The organism is Thomasclavelia sp. (assembly GCF_017889095.1).
Taxonomy (GTDB): Bacteria; Bacillota_I; Bacilli_A; order Erysipelotrichales; family Coprobacillaceae; genus Thomasclavelia.
Window position 1 is genome coordinate 1 of the sequence record NZ_JAGHEW010000331.1, and the last position, 23,436, is coordinate 23,436.

At 25.7% G+C, this 23,436-nt stretch carries 19 protein-coding genes and 1 pseudogene; all 20 read left to right on the top strand.

What is annotated here, in order from left to right; all coding sequences use genetic code 11:
• Nucleotides 1–19: 19 nt before the first annotated feature.
• Nucleotides 20–850 (top strand): Abi family protein, encoded by an 831-nt coding sequence (locus J7M77_RS14260; RefSeq protein WP_296879748.1) that lies wholly within the window; start codon nucleotides 20–22, stop codon nucleotides 848–850.
• Nucleotides 851–1,621: 771 nt separating this feature from the next.
• Nucleotides 1,622–2,125 carry a transcription termination/antitermination NusG family protein gene (locus J7M77_RS14265; protein ID WP_296879750.1) on the top strand — a complete coding sequence of 168 codons (504 nt, stop codon included), beginning with the start codon at nucleotides 1,622–1,624 and terminating at the stop codon, nucleotides 2,123–2,125.
• Between the two features lie 15 nt (nucleotides 2,126–2,140).
• Entirely contained in the window at nucleotides 2,141–2,629 is a 489-nt protein-coding gene (locus tag J7M77_RS14270) for a transcription termination/antitermination NusG family protein (protein ID WP_296879752.1), read from the top strand.
• A 172-nt stretch (nucleotides 2,630–2,801) separates the two neighbouring features.
• On the top strand, nucleotides 2,802–3,623 hold the full coding sequence (locus tag J7M77_RS14275) for a sugar transferase (protein ID WP_296879754.1): 822 nt from the start codon (nucleotides 2,802–2,804) through the stop codon (nucleotides 3,621–3,623).
• Nucleotides 3,624–3,625: 2 nt separating this feature from the next.
• On the top strand, nucleotides 3,626–4,666 hold the full coding sequence (locus J7M77_RS14280; protein WP_296879756.1) for a mannose-1-phosphate guanylyltransferase: 1,041 nt from the start codon (nucleotides 3,626–3,628) through the stop codon (nucleotides 4,664–4,666).
• Nucleotides 4,667–4,669: 3 nt separating this feature from the next.
• Nucleotides 4,670–6,271: a phospho-sugar mutase gene (locus J7M77_RS14285; protein WP_296879758.1), complete on the top strand. Its 1,602-nt coding sequence runs from the start codon at nucleotides 4,670–4,672 to the stop codon at nucleotides 6,269–6,271.
• Entirely contained in the window at nucleotides 6,271–7,551 is a 1,281-nt protein-coding gene (locus J7M77_RS14290) for a glycosyltransferase family 4 protein (protein ID WP_296879760.1), read from the top strand. Before J7M77_RS14285 ends, J7M77_RS14290 begins: the two co-directional genes overlap by 1 nt.
• Complete coding sequence (gmd, locus tag J7M77_RS14295) at nucleotides 7,551–8,594, top strand: GDP-mannose 4,6-dehydratase (protein ID WP_296879762.1); 1,044 nt, start codon at nucleotides 7,551–7,553, stop codon at nucleotides 8,592–8,594. Before J7M77_RS14290 ends, gmd begins: the two co-directional genes overlap by 1 nt.
• Entirely contained in the window at nucleotides 8,587–9,522 is a 936-nt protein-coding gene (locus J7M77_RS14300; protein WP_296879764.1) for a GDP-mannose 4,6-dehydratase, read from the top strand. Before gmd ends, J7M77_RS14300 begins: the two co-directional genes overlap by 8 nt.
• Complete coding sequence (locus tag J7M77_RS14305; RefSeq protein ID WP_296879766.1) at nucleotides 9,509–10,690, top strand: glycosyltransferase; 1,182 nt, start codon at nucleotides 9,509–9,511, stop codon at nucleotides 10,688–10,690. Before J7M77_RS14300 ends, J7M77_RS14305 begins: the two co-directional genes overlap by 14 nt.
• Nucleotides 10,687–12,063: a hypothetical protein gene (locus J7M77_RS14310; protein WP_296879768.1), complete on the top strand. Its 1,377-nt coding sequence runs from the start codon at nucleotides 10,687–10,689 to the stop codon at nucleotides 12,061–12,063. Before J7M77_RS14305 ends, J7M77_RS14310 begins: the two co-directional genes overlap by 4 nt.
• A gap of 630 nt (nucleotides 12,064–12,693) precedes the next feature.
• A complete protein-coding gene (locus J7M77_RS14315; RefSeq protein ID WP_296879770.1) occupies nucleotides 12,694–13,860 on the top strand; it encodes a glycosyltransferase in 1,167 nt (388 codons plus the stop codon).
• A complete protein-coding gene (locus J7M77_RS14320) occupies nucleotides 13,847–15,259 on the top strand; it encodes an oligosaccharide flippase family protein (protein ID WP_296879772.1) in 1,413 nt (470 codons plus the stop codon). Before J7M77_RS14315 ends, J7M77_RS14320 begins: the two co-directional genes overlap by 14 nt.
• Before the next feature lie 365 nt (nucleotides 15,260–15,624).
• Nucleotides 15,625–16,857 (top strand): nucleotide sugar dehydrogenase, encoded by a 1,233-nt coding sequence (locus J7M77_RS14325; protein ID WP_296879774.1) that lies wholly within the window; start codon nucleotides 15,625–15,627, stop codon nucleotides 16,855–16,857.
• Nucleotides 16,858–16,877: 20 nt separating this feature from the next.
• On the top strand, nucleotides 16,878–17,909 hold the full coding sequence (locus J7M77_RS14330; RefSeq protein ID WP_296879784.1) for an NAD-dependent epimerase/dehydratase family protein: 1,032 nt from the start codon (nucleotides 16,878–16,880) through the stop codon (nucleotides 17,907–17,909).
• A 336-nt stretch (nucleotides 17,910–18,245) separates the two neighbouring features.
• Nucleotides 18,246–18,725, top strand: a complete 480-nt coding sequence (locus J7M77_RS14335; protein WP_296879776.1) for a hypothetical protein — start codon at nucleotides 18,246–18,248, stop codon at nucleotides 18,723–18,725.
• Complete coding sequence (locus tag J7M77_RS14340; protein ID WP_296879778.1) at nucleotides 18,715–19,146, top strand: hypothetical protein; 432 nt, start codon at nucleotides 18,715–18,717, stop codon at nucleotides 19,144–19,146. The genes J7M77_RS14335 and J7M77_RS14340 overlap by 11 nt, the downstream gene beginning before the upstream one ends.
• The gene (locus J7M77_RS14345; RefSeq protein WP_296879780.1) at nucleotides 19,136–22,312 is read left to right on the top strand and encodes a CHAT domain-containing protein; all 3,177 of its coding nucleotides are present in this window, start codon (nucleotides 19,136–19,138) and stop codon (nucleotides 22,310–22,312) included. The genes J7M77_RS14340 and J7M77_RS14345 overlap by 11 nt, the downstream gene beginning before the upstream one ends.
• A 59-nt stretch (nucleotides 22,313–22,371) precedes the next feature.
• Complete coding sequence (locus J7M77_RS14350) at nucleotides 22,372–22,944, top strand: hypothetical protein (protein WP_296879782.1); 573 nt, start codon at nucleotides 22,372–22,374, stop codon at nucleotides 22,942–22,944.
• A gap of 207 nt (nucleotides 22,945–23,151) precedes the next feature.
• Nucleotides 23,152–23,436, top strand: a pseudogene (locus tag J7M77_RS14355) (nucleotidyltransferase); the annotation flags it as partial.

Genomic DNA, 23,436 nt, shown 5'->3' on the forward strand with positions numbered 1-23,436 from the left:
AAGTGAAGGAAGTGATAATATGGATGATAGTAATTATCAAAAATATAAAATTGCCAAAACAATTTCTGAACAAATAGAGTATTTAAACAAAAATAAAAGAGTACAATTTAACTGTATGGATAAAGATAAGGCAAAAGATAAACTATTAGAATATAACTATATTAATATTATTACACCATTTAAGCACAAATTTGCAAAACAAAATAACAAGAAAGAAGTTGAAAAAGTTAATGGCAATCATGTATATGAAAGAGATGTTGATTTTAATGAATATTACACTTTATTCAAAGACGAAAGAAAAAGCTATCCAACAATAATTTCTAATATACTTGATTTTGAAATTCACTTTAAGACAATCACAGCATATCATATATTAATATCTAATGATATTAGTGATTCCAATCAGCTTCAATTATTTCTTGACACATTGAAGCTTCAGTTTTCTTTTTTAGAATCACGATATACTAAAACTAGAATATCGCATATGAATAATCATATAGATTCTTTAAAAAGGGATATTTTTAAATATGCTAATGTTTATTGCTTTTTTGATAGAATGAGTCTGGGTAATATGCTAACAATATTCACGTGTCTTGATCATCATTTGCAAAATATAATATTCAAAGATTTAAAAAAATACAAAATGACTTTTAATGTTGATAAAGTACCAGATTTTATAAATAAAGTTTTCTGTTTAGTATCAATTAGAAATTGTGTGATGCATTGTAATAGTTTAGAAATTTTAATAAGATTTTATAATCCTAAAGCACATGAATTAAGAAAAAATTCTGATAGGAAAAAATATTTAAATATGATTAGGATCTTAAGTATAGAAAAAGCTCACAAATAATCGTGAGCTTTCTTCCGCACCGTGTGCCATTTACATTAATATTATATGTAAATTTTATAAAAATATCAACAAAAAATATTTTTGACTTTCGGTTTTTTGCATTCATTTTTGATGCTGACGCTTATCCGCAAAGTAAAGAACACATATATTTAATTGAAAATGGTCCGTTAATGGAAGAAGTTACTGCAATTGATTATGAAATATAATTTATTATCCCACTTTTATAGATAGATGAAATCTCACTTATCTATAGAAGTGGGATTTTTTTATTTTCTAGATCAAATAAAAAAGTCCTGATAGCTTATTTTGCTACAAGACATCACTATAAATTTACGGTATTTCCAAAAAAGTGTCGCAGAATATCTTAATCTACGACAAATAATATAGCATATCTAACCAAAAAATAAAAGAAAAACATTTGATTTACCACCAATTTGTATTTTTTTGCACAAATAATGTTTTTAACAGTAATTTTTTCAATTTTCTATAGTTTTATAACTATTAATAAAGAAAACTCTAAAAATCGATTACAACTGATTCTTAAAAACACCAAATATTATCCGTATATATAGCTAAAAATAACCGGTTAGAGCGTTTTTTGTTATCAAAAATAATAAAATAAAAGACTTTAAATAAGCAATTATCACAAATTTGTTAAAAAATTGAAAAAAATATATATTTACGAATTCTCTAAATCTTTTGTCATAGAATAAGATATTCTGCGACTTAATCTAATTTTTGACTAGTTTTGTTGGGGTGAAGAAAGACAAGATGTATTGGTATTTTATTAATGTTCAGTCAAAACATACTAAAGCGGTTATTGATTTTTTTAATAATCAAAAGAATACTTTGGCATTTATTCCTAAAATGGAAAAATGGTTTAATGCCAAAAGGATTAAAAACTATATTATTCAAGATTTATATCCTGATTATATTTTCGTTAAATCGTCTTTAAATGAAAAAGAGTTTATCAATGAATATAAAGATTTTTTTAAGGAGATAAAAGACATAGCGGTATTAGTAAAACAAGGTAATTCTTATTCTATGGAAAGAAGTATTCAGGGTTTATATGAAAGATTATTTAATCGTGATGGTATTATTACTCATTCATCTGGAAATATTATTCATTCAAGATTAAAAGTCGATCAAGGTCCGTTATGTGGGTTGGAACAGTTTATTATTAAAATCAATCGACACCAAAGAACAGCAATACTTGATTTTAAACAAAATAATTTATCATTAGTTGTTCCTCTAGAAGTTATCAGTAAAAGTTAAAGGAAAATTAAATTAATGAATTATTATGTATTGTTTTGTCAAACAGTAAAAACAGAAAAAGTATGCCAAAGATTGAACAAGTATGATGAAATACAAGCCTTTATTCCCAAAATGGAAAAATATATCCGAGTAAAAAATTTAATTACTTTGCAGGTTATGTTTCCAGGATATTTGTTTGTTAAAACAAAACTAGATCAATATGAATTTGATTCATTATTGTTTTCTATGAATGATGAAAGAGATGGAATCATTAAAGAACTGAAGAAAAAGAATGCAACAGCATTAACCACAAAAGAAATAGATCTTTTAGATCAGTTATTAGATAATCAAGCAATTTTAAGAATGTCAAAGGGATATAAAAAAGATGGTAAAACCATTATAACCAATGGACCACTTCTTAAATTTCAAGATTCTATTATAGACACTAATAAAAGAGATATGATCGCAATATTAAACATTCAGTTCTTAAATCGAAATATTAAAGCAGGATTACGATTCAGGTAAAACAAATAAGATATTGCGTGTGGTATCTCTGCCTTTATCTTATGTTTGAACATAGTTTCTCTAGCTATAGCGAAATATTCGTTATGGGTTGGGGGAACTATGTCTTTTTTTATTGTAATAGTGAATCAAAAGGGGTTATGTAAAGCAGAAATAGATAAAGAGGGAGGGTATTATGAGTTTATTGAATGCTAAAGAAACAGCCAATGAGTTTATAACAGCTTCTAAAACAGAAAGATGTGTTATATGTGGTAAAAATACCCATGTACCAATTGATCTTCATATTGATTTACGAAGTAATTATATAGAAGGGGCAGGTCAATTGTGTGAAGCTTGTTATAAAGAGTTATATACACCAACTAAAGATAAAGTTAGTAATGATAAAGCATATATTAAAATAAAAAGATTAATTGATTTTATATTATCATTATGTGCTATTATTGTTCTTTCACCTATCTTTTTAGCAATTGCAATATTAATCAAAAAAGAAGATAAAGGACCAGTATTCTATAAACATATGAGAATTGGTAAAAATGGAAAACCATTACCAGTATTTAAGTTTAGAAGCATGACGACTAAATATAAAACATTTGATGAGTTTTATGAAACATTAACCGAAGCTCAAAAACAAGAATGGAATGAAAATTTCAAACTAACTAATGATCCAAGAGTAACTAAAATAGGAAAATTTTTACGAAAAACATCTTTAGACGAATTACCACAAATAATCAATATATTAAAAGGTGAAATGTCTATTATTGGTCCTAGACCAATAATTGGAGATGAACTAAGTAAATATGGTAATCGCAAAGATGAATTTTTATCAGTTCTTCCAGGTCTTACTGGTTATTGGGCTGCCAATGGAAGAAGTGATACTACATATGAAGAAAGAATGGAAATGGAGTTATATTATGTAAATAATATCTCTTTTTCTTTAGATTTAAAAATATTCTTTAAGACAATAATTACGGTTTTGAAAAAAGAGGGGGCTAAGTGATAATGTTGAATGTTTTAATCATGGCAGGAGGCAGAGGAACTAGATTTTGGCCGATGTCTACTGACAAGAAACCAAAGCAGTTTTTAAATCTGATAGATGAAAAAACTATGATTCAAGCAACGGTAGATCGTTTAAAATCATTAGTAAATTTGAATCATGTTTTTATATGTACTGGGAACCAGTATGTCTCAATTATTAAGGAGCAGTTACCTGATTTACCAGAATCAAATATTATCATAGAACCAACTGGACGTAATACTGCTCCTTGTATTTTACTTAGTAGTTTATATATTAGTCAAATTTATAAAGATAGTCATATAGTGGTACTTCCTAGTGATCATATGATCAATGACGAAAATGAATTCATAGATATTTTAAGATTTGGAGATCAATATTTAAATGAAAACAAGGAAGCTATTATTACTATTGGGATAACTCCAAATCGACCTGAAACTGGTTATGGCTACATTAATTATAGTAGTGAAATAAAATCTGTTGATAATCATAAGATTATGAAGGTAAAAAAATTTGTCGAAAAGCCAAATATTGATAAAGCTAATGAATATTTAAGAGATGGGCATTATTTATGGAATGCTGGTATGTTTATGTTTGATGCTGAGGCAATTTTAATTGAATTTCAAAAATATTATAACAGTTATGAAATATTAAAATTCCTTCCTTCAATTGAAAGTAAAAATTATTATACAGAACTTGAAAAGAAATATAGACAATGTGAATCAATATCTATCGATTATGCTATCATGGAAAAATCAAATAATATTTATGTTATTCCTTCTAATTTTGGATGGGATGATATTGGTTCATGGCAAGCATTAGAAAGATATATTTCGAAAGATGAAAGCAATAATATCTTAAAAGGTAATATTAAAAAAATTGATGCAAGTGAGAATATAGTTTATGGGAATGATAAAGAGATAATCTTGTATGGAATTGATGATATTTTTTGTATTGATACAGGTGAAAAGATAGTTATTGGTAAAAAAGAGAACTTAGCAACGGTTCATGAACTGCGAGGTAAGTAAAAGATGGATTATCGAAAAGAATATCGAAGATGGCTAAATAAAAATATCATGGTTGATGAACTTGTTAATCTAAATGAAAAAGCCAAAGAAGAATGTTTCTATAAGGAACTAACTTTTGGTACTGGTGGTATTCGAGCAATAATGGGTCCTGGACCAAATAGATTAAATATTTATACCATTAGAAAAAATACTGAAGGATATGCCAGGTATATCGAAGAACATGGGGATAAAGAAGCTGGTGTAGTTGTTGCTTATGATAATCGAAATCACTCTAAAGAATTTGCTTTAGAAACAGCTAAAGTACTAGCAAGTCATGATATAAAAGTATATTTATTTGAAAATCTTAGACCAACACCTGAATTATCGTTTGCAGTTAGATATTTAAAATGTACAGGCGGAATAGTTATTACAGCATCACATAATCCACCAGAATACAATGGATATAAGATTTATGATCATCATGGATGTCAATGTGTTCCTAGAGATACCGATATCATTATTGAATACATAAATATGGTAGATGATCTACTATCAATCAAAATTGATGAAGATAAGACATCAAATATTAATTACATAGGAACAGAAGTTGATGAAGCGTATTATAAAGAACTAGATACAGTTCAGGAATACCCCGAATTAGATAAAGGTATCAGGATAGTCTATACACCACTTCATGGAACAGGAAATATACCAGTTAGAACTATGCTAAATAGACTTGGTTATGAAGTTTATGAAGTAAAAGAACAATGTGAACCTGATCCAAATTTCAGCAATACTAAATCACCTAATCCAGAAAACAAGGAATCATTTGAATTGGCAATCAAGTTAGCCAAAGAAATAAAAGCTGATTTAATTATTGCGACAGATCCTGATTGTGATCGATTAGGAGTTGTAGTTAAACATCATAATTCTTATGAATTTTTAACTGGCAATCAAACAGGTGCTATATTACTTGAATATCTGCTTTCCTCAAAAAAAGCAAAGGGTACATTGCCTGATAATGGGATAGTATTCGATACAATTGTTACATCTGATTTAGGAGCCAAGGTATGTAAAAAGTATGATGTTGAAGTAGAATCAACACTTACAGGTTTTAAATTTATCGGAGATAAAATTAGAGAATATAAAGGTCAAAAGACCTTTTTATTTGGTTATGAAGAAAGTTATGGCTACATGATAAAAGATTTTACTAGAGATAAAGATGGTGTGCAGTCATCTATTCTAATTGCAGAGTGTTGCAATTATTACTTAAAACAAAATAAAACATTGATAGATGTTTTAAATGGTTTATATGATGAATATGGCTATGTAACTGATATTCAAGAAAGTGAAACACTCCCTGGTATAGAAGGACAAAAACAAATGGAAGAAATAGTTAATCAGTTTAGATATGATTCTATACCAGAAATTGAGGGGAGAAAAGTCATAGCTAAAGAAGACTATTTAAATTCGATTAGAATAGATGCTGATGGAAAAACAATATTATCACTTCCAAAAAGTAATGTAATAAAACTATTTCTAGAAGATGGATCATGGATAGTTGTAAGACCAAGTGGTAATGAACCGAAGATAAAGTATTATAAGAATATCTGGAGGAAAGAATAATGCGTAAAAAGATAACATTCATTGTTACTAGAGTATTCTGGCCTTCAAATAGTGGACGAAAAGTAGTTCTTTATAATTATTGCAAAGGATTATATGATTTGCATAACTGTGAAGTTAATTTATACATATTTCCAGAAACAAATCAAACTTATAATGAAACTATTATGACAAAGCCATATTTTATTAATAAGATAGAGTTTGCAGATAAAGTAAGCTATTTTGATAAAATTACTAATTTATTTACAAAAACATTAATCAAACAATGGCCATTACAGTGCAGCCTATACTATTCAAAAAATAATGGTAACAAAATCAAAAAATTTATTCAGGATACTAATTCCGAAATAGTATTTGTTGATATGGTAAGACTTGCTGAGTATATCGATTATTTTAAAGAAATAACTAAAACAACAGTTATCAACTTTGATGATCTATTGTCAAAAAGATATAAAAGACAGATAAAGCAATTAGGAAACAAAGGGAATATTGCAGGTGTTTATGGAAAACAATTATCTGGTTTTATGAATTCAATTATTAATAATCAATTTTTAAAAAAGATGATTTTGAGTTATGAAAGTAGATTGACTGAAAAATATGAAATAGAAATTTCTAATCAATATGATTTCTCTTTATTTATATCTAAAATTGAAGCTAATGAATTTGAAAAAAAGGGAACTTCTTCTAAAGTGTTAAGTATAACAATGGGTATTGATGAGAGATATCTTAAAATTCCATTAAATTTAGAAAATAGAAAAAAGAATTATATTTCGTATTTAGGAAACTATAATTATGGAGCTAATCAGGATTCAATAAAAATCATATGTGAAAAAATAATGCCATTAATTTTAGATAAAGATCCCAATATTATCTTAAAGGCTGTAGGTCCTTGTCCTGAAGAATTGAAAGATAAGTATAGCAGTAGAAATATTATATTTACTGGTGAAGTTGATGATATTTCGGCTGAATTATTAGAAACTAGTGTATTTTTAGGGTATGTAGCTTATGGTACCGGGATTAAAACGAAAATATTAGAGGCATCAGCTATGGGACTGCCTGTGGTAACTAACTCTGTGGGTGCTGAAGGAATAGAGCTAGTTCATGATCAAGAGATATTTATTTCTGATAATTTTAATGTAATGTCAGATTATGTTATCAAATTGAGGAATGATGAACAATTATTGATATCTGTTATAAATAATGCTAGAAAAAAATTAGAATTAGATTATAAGTGGGAAAATATTTTATTAGAATTTAAAGAAATAGTGGGAGGAAATACTTAATGAAAAAAGCATTAATTACTGGAATTAACGGACAGGATGGAAGTTATCTTGCTGAATTCTTATTAGAAAAAGGATATGAGGTACATGGTATCGTTAGACGTGCTTCAATATCGACTACTGAAAAAATAGATCATCTCTTAAAGAGTAATCTAATTACTCTGCATGATGGAGATCTTTCTGATCAGTCATCACTTGTAAGAATTATAGGACTTGTACAACCTGATGAGCTTTATAATCTTGCAGCACAATCACATGTTGGCGTATCTTTTGATGCACCAGAATATACAGGTGATGTTGATGCTATTGGTGTTTTAAGAATTCTAGAAGCTGTAAGAATTTTAGAATTGAAAGATAAGACGAAGATTTATCAAGCTTCAACATCAGAGTTATATGGAAAAGTAGAAGAATGTCCACAAAATGAAGATACTCCTTTTCATCCATATAGTCCATATGCTGTTGCAAAACAATATGGTTTTTGGATGATTAAAGAGTATAGAGAAGCATATAACATGTTTGCTTGTAATGGTATTCTATTTAATCATGAATCTGAAAGACGTGGTGAAAATTTTGTAACTAGAAAAATCACCTTAGCTGCAGGAAGAATCGCCTGTGGATTACAGGATCATCTTGAATTAGGTAATTTAGATTCACTTAGAGATTGGGGCTATGCCAAGGATTACGTTGAATGTATGTGGCTAATTCTTCAACAGGAAAAACCAGACGATTTTGTTATTGCAACTGGTGTGCAACATACAGTAAGAGAATTTACAACCTTAGCATTTGCTCATGATGGTATTGAGTTAGAATGGAGAGGAAAGGGAATGGAAGAAAAGGGATATGACAAGAAAACAGGTAAGATGCTTGTTTGTGTTAATCCGCAATGGTTCAGACCAACTGATGTAGTAAATCTTTGGGGTGATCCAACCAAAGCAAAAACAAAACTTGGATGGAACCCTCAAAAAACATCATATGAAGAATTATGTGCAATCATGGCTGAACACGATCTTCAATTAGCAAAAAAAGAGGCTGGTATTTATGAATAAAATATTAATTATAGGTGCTAATGGTTTTGTAGGTAATTATATTGTTAAAGAATATTTAAAAGATAATTATGAAGTTATAGCAGCTGATTTACAGGATAGTTTTAAATATAATTATGATGTATATTATGAAAAAATGGATATTTTAGATAAAAAAAATGTTGAAATAGTTATAAAAAAATGGCAACCTGATTATTTGATTAATTTGGCTGCTATTAGCTCAGTGGCGGTTTCTTGGGATATTCCAGAAAAAACATTTAATATCAATGTTATTGGTACTGTAAACATTTTAGAGAGCATTAAAAAATATAATAAAAAATGTAAAGTATTACTTGTTGGATCTAGTGAGGAGTATGCTCCAAAGGATATACCGTTAACGGAAAATGATAAATTAGATGCTAATAATCCATATGGTATTTCAAAAATAGCACAAGAAAATATTGCAAAAATTTATTCAGATAGATATAAATTAAATATTATATGCACACGTAGTTTTAACCATACAGGTCCAGGACAATTAGAGCGCTTTGTAATACCTGATTTTTGTAAACAAGTGGCACTGATAGAAAAAAGTGGCAAACCAGGGAAAATATATATAGGTAATTTAAGTGTATATAGAGATATTAGTGATGTTAGGGATATAGCTGTTGCTTATAAAATTTTGTTAGAAAAACATGAAAATTTATTTGATGTTTTTAACGTTGGATCTGGAAACTCTTATCAAATGAGAAAAATTGTTAGTAAAATTATATCACTATCTACACAACCAATAGAAATAGTAGTAGATTCCAACAAAATTAGATCTGTAGATACTCCATATATATGTTGTGATACTTCTAAAATATCTAAGTTTAATATTAAAAGTATTTATTCTATTGATGAGATATTGTATCATGTATATCAATACGAATTAAATAATGGAAGAAGGTGAAACCTTGAAAATAGCAATATTTAATGATTTGTACAAATATGGTGGAAGTGAAGTACAAATTTTTAGAGAGCAAAAAATATTGATTGAGAATGGTTGTGATGCGGTGGTTTTAACTTTTGATGATACAATTTGTACTGGTTACATTGAAAAAAAGCATTTTAATATATGTACTAATAGATCGGTCATGGCAAAAGCAATTAATAGATTTATTATTAATTATAGAATATATTCTATAATTAAAAAATTTTTAAAAACAGAAAAACCTGATATAATTCATTTTAATAATATTAATTATTCACCTTTTACAGTTATTTTAGCATGTAAAAGTTTTAGATGTTTTCAAACTATAAGGGACTATTCTGCTATTTGTCCCAAAGGTACTTGTATAAAAAGTGATTTAAATATTTGTAAAGGATATAATATTAGCAATTGTAGTGATTGTATTGAAAAGAATATTTATTTAAAAGTAAGAATGTTACATTTAAGTTTATTTAATAATTATCGAAAAAAAAATATTATAAAATTCATTTGTCCTAGTAAAGAACTAACAGATTATTGTAATAATAATGGATTAGACACTGTTTGTATAAATAACCCTTTTGATGCTAATTTTGAAAAAAAAGGGGAAGTCAAAAAGATAATAAATCAAAAAAAGGTTTTTTTATATTATGGTCAATTAAAGATTGAGAAAGGGATAGATAGATTTATTGAAGCTTTTCATCAAGCAAAATTATCCAATGCGAAATTATTATTATGTGGAAAAATAGAAAAAAATTTATTAGAGTACATGGATCAATTATCTTATGTTAATGTTGAATATTTGGGTGTAAAAGAATATGAAGATATGCTAGAGTTGGTTTCAAATGTTGATTTTGTTGTTGTTCCATCATTATGGATTGAAAATTACCCAAATACTGTTTTAGAGGGTATGGCTTTATCTAAAGTAGTGATAAGTAGTAATAGGGGTGGAATGATTTCTATGATAAATGATGAAAATTTGATATTTGATGTTTTAAATATAGAGGATATGATAAAAAAAATTCAATATTGTTATAATATGGATTTAGATACATACAAAATGATTGTAAATAGAAATAAAAAATATATTTTAAATCATAATTTGGAAAATATATTTTTTAGTAAAATTATGAAGGTATTTAATATATGAGAATTTTTGGCATATTATTGTTAATGTTTTCTATTACATCATTTATTTTAGCATTAATAAAGGATAGATTGATTGAATATAGATTTTTTTATTTTAAATTGACTTTATTTATATCACTATTTATTAATATTGGATATTTTATAAATAATATTATTTTTATTTCATATTCTGAATTTGTGATGATATTTTATATATTAATATGTTTTTTTATGAATTTATATTTAAAGATAAATACCTATTTAGAAAAAAAAAGTTTATTTTTTGCTTTTCTATTGATATTTATAATTTTAACTTCTTTCATATTTTTAATTATAAATATAGATTATCCAAAAGTTATTCCATATTCAGTTTCAGCTGATATGGTGTATCTTGGTAAGGCTAGATTAGCTTTTCCTATAATAAATAAAATTAACTTTTATGAATTTTTTAAATTTTTGCTTTTTATTATATATGTTATTATGTCCAAGGATTATTTTAAAGATTCAAATGTACGTTACCTTTTGATAGAAAGTATAATTAAAATGTATGTATTTATTTCAGTTATTTATATGTTGGAGTTTGTATTAAATAATTTTGTAAATAAAAATATTTTTTGTGATTTTGTTAATAATATTTTTGGAATATATGATTACCGTAGTTATACAGAACCTTTATTAAGAAATGGGTTTTATACTTGTAAAGGATTATATACAGAACCTTCATACATTACGTTATTTATTCCATATTTTCTTATTATGTTAAAGAGGAAAATAAAAAATATTTATGATTTTATTTTTTTTCTTTTGTGTATTACATCAGTAATTATATCAGGTTCATCATCTATGTTGGTAATTGTTCCAATGGCATTATTTTGTTTATTTGTTGGATTAGGTATAGGTATTAATAAGAAAAAACAAATAATAAAATTGTTATTATTTGTTTTATGTTTTTTTGCATTGGGCTGTTTAATCTTTAAACATATAAATCTATTTGAATCATTTATAGATTATTCTATGCTCAAAATTAGGAGTTATTTGAATGGAAATGATACTAGCTTGTCAGGTAGTATAAGGAATTATGCAAATTTAATTTGTTATAATGCTTTTTTAAAAAAACCACTTCTAGGTTTGGGGATAGGAACGATAAAAGGATATGGGATTATACCAGGTATGTTAAGCTCTATGGGATTACTTGGAACTATAGTATATATAGAATTTATGACTAATATATTTGGTTTAACACTTAGGATAAAATGGAATGTTATAATTATATTTATTATAGTAGTTTATTTCATTACTATATTATCTATTTTTTATATATATACACCTGCCATTTTGACATTTGTTTTGCCATTAAAAATGGATACTAGAAGTGTTAGAAAGATACAGACATAGTATGTTAATTATAATAATATAGTATTTTTATTTTTGATATATTATATCACAACTGTTGTGAAAATAAGAAATAGCAAATAAATTCCACATTTTATTGATTAAATAATTAAAGAAGATATATATGAAAATTACTATGAACTAAAAAGAAAAAAGTTGTTAAAAACAAACTTGATTGACTATATAGTAGTATTGTATTTTTGGAAGAAAATACAATTATATCTATTTTGATTATGATTATTGTCCAAAGTTTTAGCTTTATATAAATGTAGTTATATACCTTAAGATAATTAATAAAAAATATAATTATAATTGTGAATTTAAAAAATTACTTGATTAATCATTAGACATAGGATATATATTTAAACTCAGATAAATCAAAAATTATTGAAACTTTTCTAAGACAAATAGTCAAATTTTTATTGTTTTTCTAAGTGGAAAATCAAACATCTGTATGATATGGTCAATCGAGAAAAATTATATTTCCTAATAATTTTACAGTAAAAATCAAAATTAATTTATAAGTGTTTAGAATTATATTATTAGTTAATGTTCAGTGATTGATAGACAATTAATGATTTAAGTTATAGATTAAAAATAATAAAATAGAGATAGTAAGGATGGATTGATTAAATGATTATTCTTTTTGATTTATATAATGCTCAGCCTATTGGAACAAGCAAGTTTCATGGCGGAGGAGAATACATAAAGACTATTTTCAAAAATGTAGTTGATAAAATTGGGAATAGTTTTGATAAAAATGTTGAAATATCTGTTTTTTTTAACAAACAAAAGTATTTAGATGACTGGATAATAGAAATTATAAAATATAATGATATTATAGTTCATAATGTTGTAAATAAAGAAGATATACAAAAGTTGTTATTAAGTCAGTCATACGATGTTTTTTATACTGGTATGCCATATATGTACGATAATATTGATCTATCAAATATCAAATATAAAACTTGTACAATTCATGGATTACGAGATATAGAAAAAATTTATGATAAATATAGTTTTTTTTATTTAAATAATTTACAGATAGCAAAAATTGTTATTAAAATTTTAATGAAAAAAATTTACGTAAAAAAACAAAAGAAAAAATATAGTGATTTAATTGAAAAATTTGATTGTATAATTACTGATTCAAACCATTCTAAGTATGCAATATTAGTAAGAATAAATTATTCTTATGAATATAAAATAAAAATGATGTTTGCACCCAATAAATATTTAGAAATAAAGAATATTCAAAATAGCAATTATTTTAAAAAATATTTTTTATTGATCGGAGGGAATCGTTGGGAAAAAAATTCATATAGGGCAATACGTGCTTTTGAACTATTATTTTCTATGGGACTTTTAAATGAATATAAAGTAATTGTAGTGGGAAATTTACCACAAAAAATTGTTTCAAAAATAAAATATAATAAATATATTTTTAAAGACTATGTAGATACAATTGAATTAGAAAATCTTTACTATAATTGTGATGTTTTTGTATATCCAACATTAAACGAGGGTTTTGGAATGCCACCCCTTGAAGCAATGAAATATGGCAAAACATGTATTGTCTCTTGTGTATGCTCTTTGCAAGAAGTTTGTGGTGATGCAGTTTATTATGTGAATCCATATGACATTGAAGAAATTGCAAATAGAATTTTAAAATCTACAAAAGAGAAAATAGAAAAGTCGAAAATTTTTTTACAATATAAAAAAATATATGAAAGGCAGGAAAATGATTTAAATTTAATTTGCAAGTGTATTGTTGAAGGTGAAAAAAATGACACGAACTAATTATTTAATAAAAAATACAAGTATTTTATTATTAGGAAAAGTTTCTACTCAATTAGTAACTTTTTTATTATTGCCATTGTACACAGCTAAATTAAATACTTATGAATATGGGATAATGGATGTGTATGTGACATTGGCAACATTATTGATACCGGTAATAACGCTTCAAATTGAGCAGGCAATATTTAGATTTATGATAGCCAAAAACAGTAATCTTAAAGAGATAATTTCTACTGCAACTTTTTTTATTTTAGTATCAATAATTATTTATTCATTTATATATCTGCTTTTTATTAATCTTTTTTCTATTGATTATCCAATATTAATTTTTTTGTTTTTTTTATCGCAAGCTATTTTTCAAATACTTTTACAAGTGGTAAGAGGCTTTAATAAATATAATTTTTATTCGTTAATATCATTTGCTAGTGCAGTTATGATAATTTTTTTTAATATTATATTTATAGTTGGATTAAATATGAAATATGAGGCTATATTATTGTCTACCGCTATAGCGGATTTTATTTGTTCAATAATAATAATTCTAAAAAGTAACCTTTATAAATATATATCTATATTAAAGGTGTCAGTAAAATTTTTAGTAGAAATGATTGCTTACTCTGCCCCATTAGTTATAAATCAGTTATCTAGTTGGTTAATTAATTATTCGGATAGATTAATCATAATTGCAGTATTAGGAATAAGTATGAATGGAGTATATTCATTGGCAAATAAATTTTTTAATTTACCAGTATCTATATTTAACATCTATAATCTTGCATGGACAGAGTTAATTATAAAAAGTGTTGAAAATGATAATAAAAAAGATACAAACCAATATATAAATAAAATGATAAATATAACTTTTGAAATATATGAATGTGTAATAGTAATTATTGTCGCAGGATTGGGAATTTTTTTTAAATTTTTTATTAATGAGAATTATTATATGGCATATAGGTATATTCCAATTTTGTTAATTGCATCACTATTTTCAGGAATGTCAGCAACTATAGGAAGCATCTATGTAGCAAATAAAAAAACAAAAGATATTGCTATTACTACTTTATTGTCAGGTTTTTTGAATGTTATAATCCATGTTTTAAGTATAAAATTTATTGGACTATATGCCGCGGCATTATCCACTATGATTACATTTATAATTTTGTTTTTCTTTAGATGCAAGAATATAAATTCATATTTTAAAGTAAATTTAGAATATAAGAATTTAAGAAAAATAACTATAATTGGATTTTTTGTGTTTTTTACTTACTATATTGGAAATACAGTTTTACAAATATTATCAGCAATCTTATTATTGATTTATATAATTAAATTAATAATAAGAGATTCTTTTTTTAAAAATAAATTTTTAAATATTATTAGACAAAAAAATATATAAGAGAAATATTTTTATTTAAATACTTGATTGACCACATCATACAGGGGTATGGTTTTTCTTTTAGAAAAATTATAAAACTATAACTTAAAACATAAATAAATTTGTTAATAATTTCTGATTTATCTAAGTTTAATTATTTACCCTGTGTCTTATGGTTGATCAAGTTTAAATAATATAAAAACTAAATAAAAAATGAAAAGGTATAGTATCAGTACTGTTATAAGTAGAATTATATTTTTGAAGAATATAAAACTATTATGAACAAAACAAATATAAAATCAGTTTATTTAAAATAAAATTTTATGACTTATAGCTAATTTATAATATAGAAAATAAAAATATTTTATAGAGAGGAAATATATTCAATGAAAATTGCAGTAGCAGGAACAGGCTATGTTGGATTAAGCATAGCTACATTGTTGTCACAGCATCATGAAGTAGTTGCTGTAGACATCGTTGAAGAAAAAGTAAATATGATCAACAATAAAAAGTCTCCGATTCAGGATAATGAAATCGAAGACTTTTTAAGTACCAAAAATTTAAATCTTAAGGCAACATTAGATGCCAGAGAAGCATATAAAGATGCAAAGTTTGTTGTTATTGCAGCACCAACTAACTATGATTCAAAGAAGAATTTTTTTGATACCAGTGCTGTTGAAAATGTCATTGAAACAGTATTAAGTGTCAATAAAGATGCCATCATGGTTATCAAGTCAACTATCCCGGTTGGCTATACTAAAAGTGTAAGAGAAAAGTACAATACTAAAAATATTATCTTTTCTCCTGAGTTTTTAAGAGAATCAAAGGCTTTATATGATAATTTATATCCTTCAAGAATCATTGTCGGTACAGATATGGATGATGAATATCTAATTAATAAAGCTAAAGTATTTGCATCACTGCTTCAGGAAGGAGCTATTAAGGAAAATATTGATACTTTATTTATGGGCTTTACTGAAGCAGAAGCGGTCAAGCTGTTTGCCAATACATATTTAGCTCTTAGAGTATCCTATTTTAATGAACTGGATACCTATGCAGAAATGAAAGGATTAGATACAAAACAGATAATTGGAGGAGTATGCTTGGATCCAAGAATTGGAACTCATTATAATAATCCGTCATTCGGTTATGGCGGATACTGTCTGCCTAAGGATACCAAACAGTTATTAGCTAACTATGAAGATGTACCACAGGAAATGATCAGTGCAATAGTTCAATCTAATAGAACCAGAAAGGATTTTATTGCTGATCGAGTGTTGGAGATAGCTGGCGGATATGGAGCTAATAGTTCTTATAATGTTGAAAAGGAAAAAGAAGTAGTAATCGGGGTATACCGTTTAACAATGAAATCAAACAGTGATAATTTCAGACAGTCATCAATCCAGGGAGTAATGAAAAGAGTAAAAGCCAAAGGGGCCAAGGTTATTGTCTATGAGCCGACATTAGAAAACGGAACAACATTCTTTGGAAGCAAAGTTATCAATGATTTAGATGAATTTAAAAGACAGAGTCAGGCTATTATCGCTAACCGCTATGACAGTTGTTTGGATGATGTAAAGGATAAGGTCTATACCAGAGATCTGTTCAGAAGGGACTAATTAATATGGAAAGTATTGAATTGAATGGAAAAACAGTATTGGTAACCGGAGCAGCAGGATTTATCGGATCAAATTTATGTAAAAGATTACTTAATGATCATAAAGATATCAAAGTTATCGGAATCGACAGTATGAATGACTACTATGATGTAAGGATAAAAGAGCATCGATTGGATACTCTTTTAAAATACACTAATTTTAAGTTTATCAAAGGAAATATTGCTGATAAAGAATTGATAACAGATATCTTTAATGAAAATAAAATTGATATCGTAGTTAATCTTGCAGCACAGGCAGGAGTAAGATATTCGATTGAAAATCCCGATGCCTATATTGAATCAAATATTCTTGGATTCTATAACATTTTAGAAGCATGTAGGCATAATTCAGTTGAACATTTAGTCTATGCCTCATCATCAAGTGTATACGGATCAAACAAGAAGGTACCGTATTCAACTGAAGATAAAGTTGATAATCCAGTTTCATTATATGCAGCAACGAAGAAATCAAATGAACTGATGGCACATGCATATTCAAAACTGTATAATATTCCCTCAACAGGACTAAGATTTTTTACAGTTTATGGACCAGCGGGAAGACCGGATATGGCTTATTTTGGCTTTACCAATAAACTGGTAAATAATGAAACAATTGAAATCTTTAACTATGGAAACTGCAAGAGAGACTTTACCTATATCGATGATATAGTTGAAGGAGTAATCCGGGTAATGAAGAAAGCACCAGAGAAAAAAGTTGGAGAAGACGGTTTACCGATACCACCTTATGCAGTATACAATATTGGAAACAGCAAACCGGAAAACTTATTAGACTTTGTTGAGATACTAAGTGAAGAGTTAATAAATGCCGGAGTATTACCTAAGGATTATGACTTTGAAGCACATAAAAAACTGGTAGCAATGCAACCGGGAGATGTACCGGTAACTTATGCAGATACAAGTGCTTTAGAAAAGGAGTTCGGTTTTAAACCGGATACACCATTAAGAGAGGGATTAAGAAGATTTGCAAGATGGTATAAGGAATTTTATAGGTGATGGGTGTAAGAGTAGAATTAATAAATTTGTTACTGAAAATACATTATTATTAAATAGAGGATATGAAATGGAAAATCAATATTTAGACGGAACTGGTAAGAGGATGATAGGATGGTTATTCGATGCCAAAGAGTAATCTTTATTATATGATTCCAAATCAAGCTACTATTGGTAATGCAATAACTAAAATTAGAGAGATTGAAATAATTGAAAATTAAGATAATTATCTATTTTATTTATTTGAAAATTTATAATCAATATAAGTGATTGGATCAAGCTATGTATGTAAATAAGTACTTGTAGATTTAATAACAAAAATTAAAAGGAGAGATTATTATGCATATTCTAATATTTTTATTAAATTATATAATAATATTTTTATGTTTATCTATACTAAGTCCATTTGTTGCGTTGATATACATTTTTGTTGATTCTTTAATAACATTTTTTGCATACGATGGTGTTGTAGGAAATTTGATTATTAACAAAAATAAAATTAATAAATATATTCAAATTGAAAGTAACGAACAAAAGAAAATAATAATATCAGCAAAACTAATGATATTTGCTTTACGTATTGGAATAATAATCATCACAATTATGATTTTTGGTGTTTTTGCAGTATTATTTTTGGCTTTACTTATAACTTTTGGATATTTCTTTTTAGGAAGAAATATCGGGATGTCATTATCAGGCTTTGTTACGATTTTTGATATTGCTAAAAATTCTTTTGTATGTATGAATAATTATTTAAATAAAATTTCACTTAAAATAATTTTAACTGAATTAAAAGTAGGATTGAATTATGATGGATAAGAAAGGTAATATTGGTGTTGATGATATAGTTGATGATGAATTGTTTGAAAAAAATACTCAAAATTTAACTAAACTTATAACAGAGATGGCAGAAATGATAACTTTTTATGACAAAAAAACCGATGAAAAGCCAATTTATCATTTTTCAAAAGATAAATACTATTTAGATGTTTTTGAAAATAAAATAAAATTTTGTGGTTACTGTTTTGAAATTAATGATGAAAATGAAGTTGAAGGAAAAATTATTCGATTTTCAGAGATAAATTATATTATCGCTGAAAATCATGTTTTAAAAATATATTTAGATAATATTATCTATATTATTCCGAATTTGTCTCATTTAATAAAAATTGAATATATTTTGAGTGATTATATAAATAAATATAAATCAAAACAAGAGGATATACTAAATGGAAACTAAAAAGTTTATTGAATTATCTAATAAATATAAATACTATAGATATCAGTTTTTACAAAATCAAAATTATAGATATGTTTTTTGCTTTAATGAGCTCTTGTATTCTCTTAATGTTCATAATAAAAAGTATATATCTTTTGACGATTTAAGTGATTTACAAGAATTGAGATACATTATATTTAATGAAATAACTGACAACAATATTATTTTTGAAACTATTACTCAGGAGATAGATTACGTACTTGATAACAATAAAAGCAATATTATAAAATCAACAAATAAGCAACTTGACTTATTGATAATAGGAATTCATGTGGATATGTGTCAATGTCTATTTTATTTATCTGAAGATGATAAAGCTTTTGAATATATAAGTAAGTGTTTATCGTTATATTTGCAAAAATATAAAGATAGCAATAAATTTTTTTATCAACAGTTATTAATACATTTTATAGGAGAAGTTCTCTGTTTTGAAGATATAAATAAAGCTCTAGAACTATATCAAGAAAAAATTGATGAACGCATGTTTAATCAATATGTGTTTTCAATTACTATGTTAATTAATATGACTTTACAATTGATAAAAAATTCGTATTTTGATATGGCATGGATATTTTTAGAAAAGTGGTTTGAAATATATAAAATAACTAATATCGAAAATTTATCTATAGATGACAAATATCTTCTATATCATTATATGCGATTAAATATATTGGTTAAAGAAGGAAAATATGAAAAGGGCATTATTGATTACGAAAGCTTTATACAAAAAATGAATAAAAGACATACTTTTTATCCATGGTTTTGCTTAGAAATTTCTAACTGCTTTCTTGGATTGCTTAAATATACAAAGTTTAGTAAATGGATAGAAGAGGGATACGAGGCTTATTCTTATTTACCTAAAGAAAATGAGACATATTTTAACATTTTAAAACAAAAGTCATTTATAGAGTTTAAAAAAGGTAATATAAGTTTAGCAATAGATTTATCGGAAGAAGCTTTGAATGGATTTAAAGTTATATGTGGTAAAAATGAAGCTTATTTGTCAGTACTTGTTCAACTTTCTATTATGACTAAAAGTGATGAAAAAAGGGAAATGTACTGGAATGAAATAGTAACATTATTGGATAAAATAGATCCATACCAACAATGCCTTATGTGTATAAATCTTGTATCTGTAAATTATGACTTATCTTGGAATATTACTTTCGATTATGAAAAATTATCTTATATTATTAAAAAGGCAATCAATCTAGCTGATAATTTAGATAATTTACAATTTAAATTTCTTTCAAGATTAAATTATTTAAGAATTTTAGTGGTTCAATATAGTCAAGATAAAGAATTAGACTATGAAATAGAAGATTTGTTTGTTTTTTTTGAAAATTATTTTTCAAGGAATGAGAATAAAGATGATAAAGATTATTATTTTTTTTATTATTTATGTCGGTTGATTTATTTTAATATAAAGAATGATTTAAATTCTTTTTTAGAGACTGATAAATATATAAAAGAAGAAATATTGCCATATCTATCTAGAGAAAATATTAATAACTATAGAGTTACTTATGCTAATTTGAATATGTTAGAGCTGAATAACGAAAATGATTTTATTGATCAACAGTTAGATTTAATAAATTATTATCTGTATAATATTAATAATGATAATAGTATGAATATATTTTTTTCACAATTGATGAAAACTATATCTGCTATAAATAAAATACAATCTAATAAAAGAGTAGATGAAATTTTCGAATATATATCTGAATCTAAATATTTACGTGCAAACTATTATGGTAACTATCTTGATAATCCAAACAATTTTCATGTAGCTAAAACTATTACTGGTTTACAAACACGATTAAAATATCAAGAGAATATCTCAAATAAAGCAGTGGGTGAGTTGCTTAGGCAATTGGAACAAGAAAAAATTGAATATGACTATTTTTTAGATAATAAATATGCAATACCAGATATTTCAGGTGTGAAATTGCCGGATAATTCCTGTTATTTAGATTATTATTTATATTATGAGTTTAATCTTGAGAAATATAGCTTTAATAATGTAGAAGATATGATAAAAGGTGCTAAGTTTTGTGTGCATTTTATTGAAAACAACAATCAATCGGGGAAATTAAGTGTTAAAAGATTGCATGACATAGATGCTGAAGAATTATCGAACAATATCTCTAATTTTATTGATGGTGATGAGTTATCATATGATAAAATAATTGATTTATTGTTAAAACCAATTATTCAGTATATTTCAAAGTATGAAACTTTATATATATCAGCAGATTCATTTTTAATGAATTTCCCATTTGAAATGTTGCAAACGGAAAAATATAGTGTTTTAGAGAACAATATTGTTATTAATGTTTGTTCGATTTTTGATGTAAAGCCAGATTTTAAAATTTCTATGAAAAAGCCATTAATAATGGGAAATCCCAAATACTCAATAGATAGCAAAATTCATAGTAAAGTGCTTGAATTACCTTTAACGGAAATTGAGTGTAAATATATAGCTAATTTATTAAATACTAAATATTTTACTAAAGAGAAAGCAAATAAAAAAGTTTTCTTGAATAACTGTGATGCTACTATTATTCATATATCTTCACATGGTTTTTTGGATTATACAGAAATAAACGATACTAACTTGTCATTGATTTCTTCAGGAATCATACTGGCAGGTTATAATGATTGGTGTTATGGCTCTAAAAAAGATGATTTTGATAATGGACTTATGACAGCTCAAGAGATTTCTTTTTTACTAATGGATAATTTAGATCTAGTAGTTCTTTCAGCGTGTGAAAGTGGCTGCTGGAACATAGATGAGTTTAATTCATATAAAGGTTTATCTTGGGCTTTTTTGTATGCAGGAGCTAAAGCGTGTATAACTAGCTTGTATGAAGTTGATGAAGCTTTAACGACTATTTTTATGATGATTTTTTATGACTATTTAAAAAAATATCCTGTAGCAAAAGCATTACATGAAACAAAAATAAAATGTATGAATTTAACACTTGCTGATATAAAGTCAAATTATATTTTTAGAAATGTTTTACTGAAAAATAAAGAACATTATAATAAAGAATATGATATTGAATATCCTTTCTGTGAATCACCAATAATTTATTCGTTTATATGTACATTTAAAAATTAAAAAATATCAAATTTAAAGGGAATATAGATTAATTTTAAATTGTAATATAGGAGGATTATATGGAAGATAGCACAATTAAATTAATTGAAAGAATTTATAATAAATTAAAAATACAAAGTATGTTTGGAAATATAGATTTTAAAATTAGTAGAGAACAAATTGAATCTATTTTTGAAGATAATACTTTTTATGTTTTAGATGATGAAAACAATAATTTTGAAGCAGGAATGAAAACAGTAAATTTACAGAGCAGACAAAGTAAAAAAGCTTCAAATGTATTTTATAAATTTGATAACATTATAATTGCTTTTCTTGGCTTATTAACAATTGATCAGACTAGTAGATTAAAAGATTGTATTATATTAATAATTCCTATAGTATATGAAATATATAAATCTTTAAGCATTGAATTAAGTGATGATGAAATTAGAATATATATGGCTATATGTTATGCTAATGATAAAGGTAAACGTGTTACAAAGGACAATATTGGTGATGTCATTTATAATGAAGTAGGCATTAAAATGTCTCAATTTGATATATTGCACTCCATTAGGAGTTTAGAAGATAAACAAATAATAGAGTATGATAGTGGTTTTTATAACATTATTGAAGATTATAAAATGGATTAAGTATTTTTTATTTTGCTAAAAATATTGGCTTATTGTATATTCATATATATATGAATACTACAGTTGGCAAAAAGTTAAATATGTTAAAAATGGGAACATAAGCACCTGTAATACCTCACTCGTATATATTATCAGGTATGATATCACAAATAGTGATTGATAAGTATGTTAACCATATGTCGTTATATAGATAGGAGACAAAATTATTTGTGGTGTTATACAACAGATAATGAATCTCAAATTTCAATGAATATGTGGGGATTTTATCCTGAATTTATTGATTTATTATTAATTGGTTTTTTAGATTTTTTAGAGGATATAAATAAAGATGATCTAAAATCAGAATTTTTATTACCAGTTTATATTAATGAATTATTAAATGAAAATAAAATTGAAGTTGATGTATTAAAATCAACAGATAAATGGTTTGGTGTTACATATAAAGAAGATAAAAATAATGTTGTCGAAAATATCAAAACATTAATTGAAATG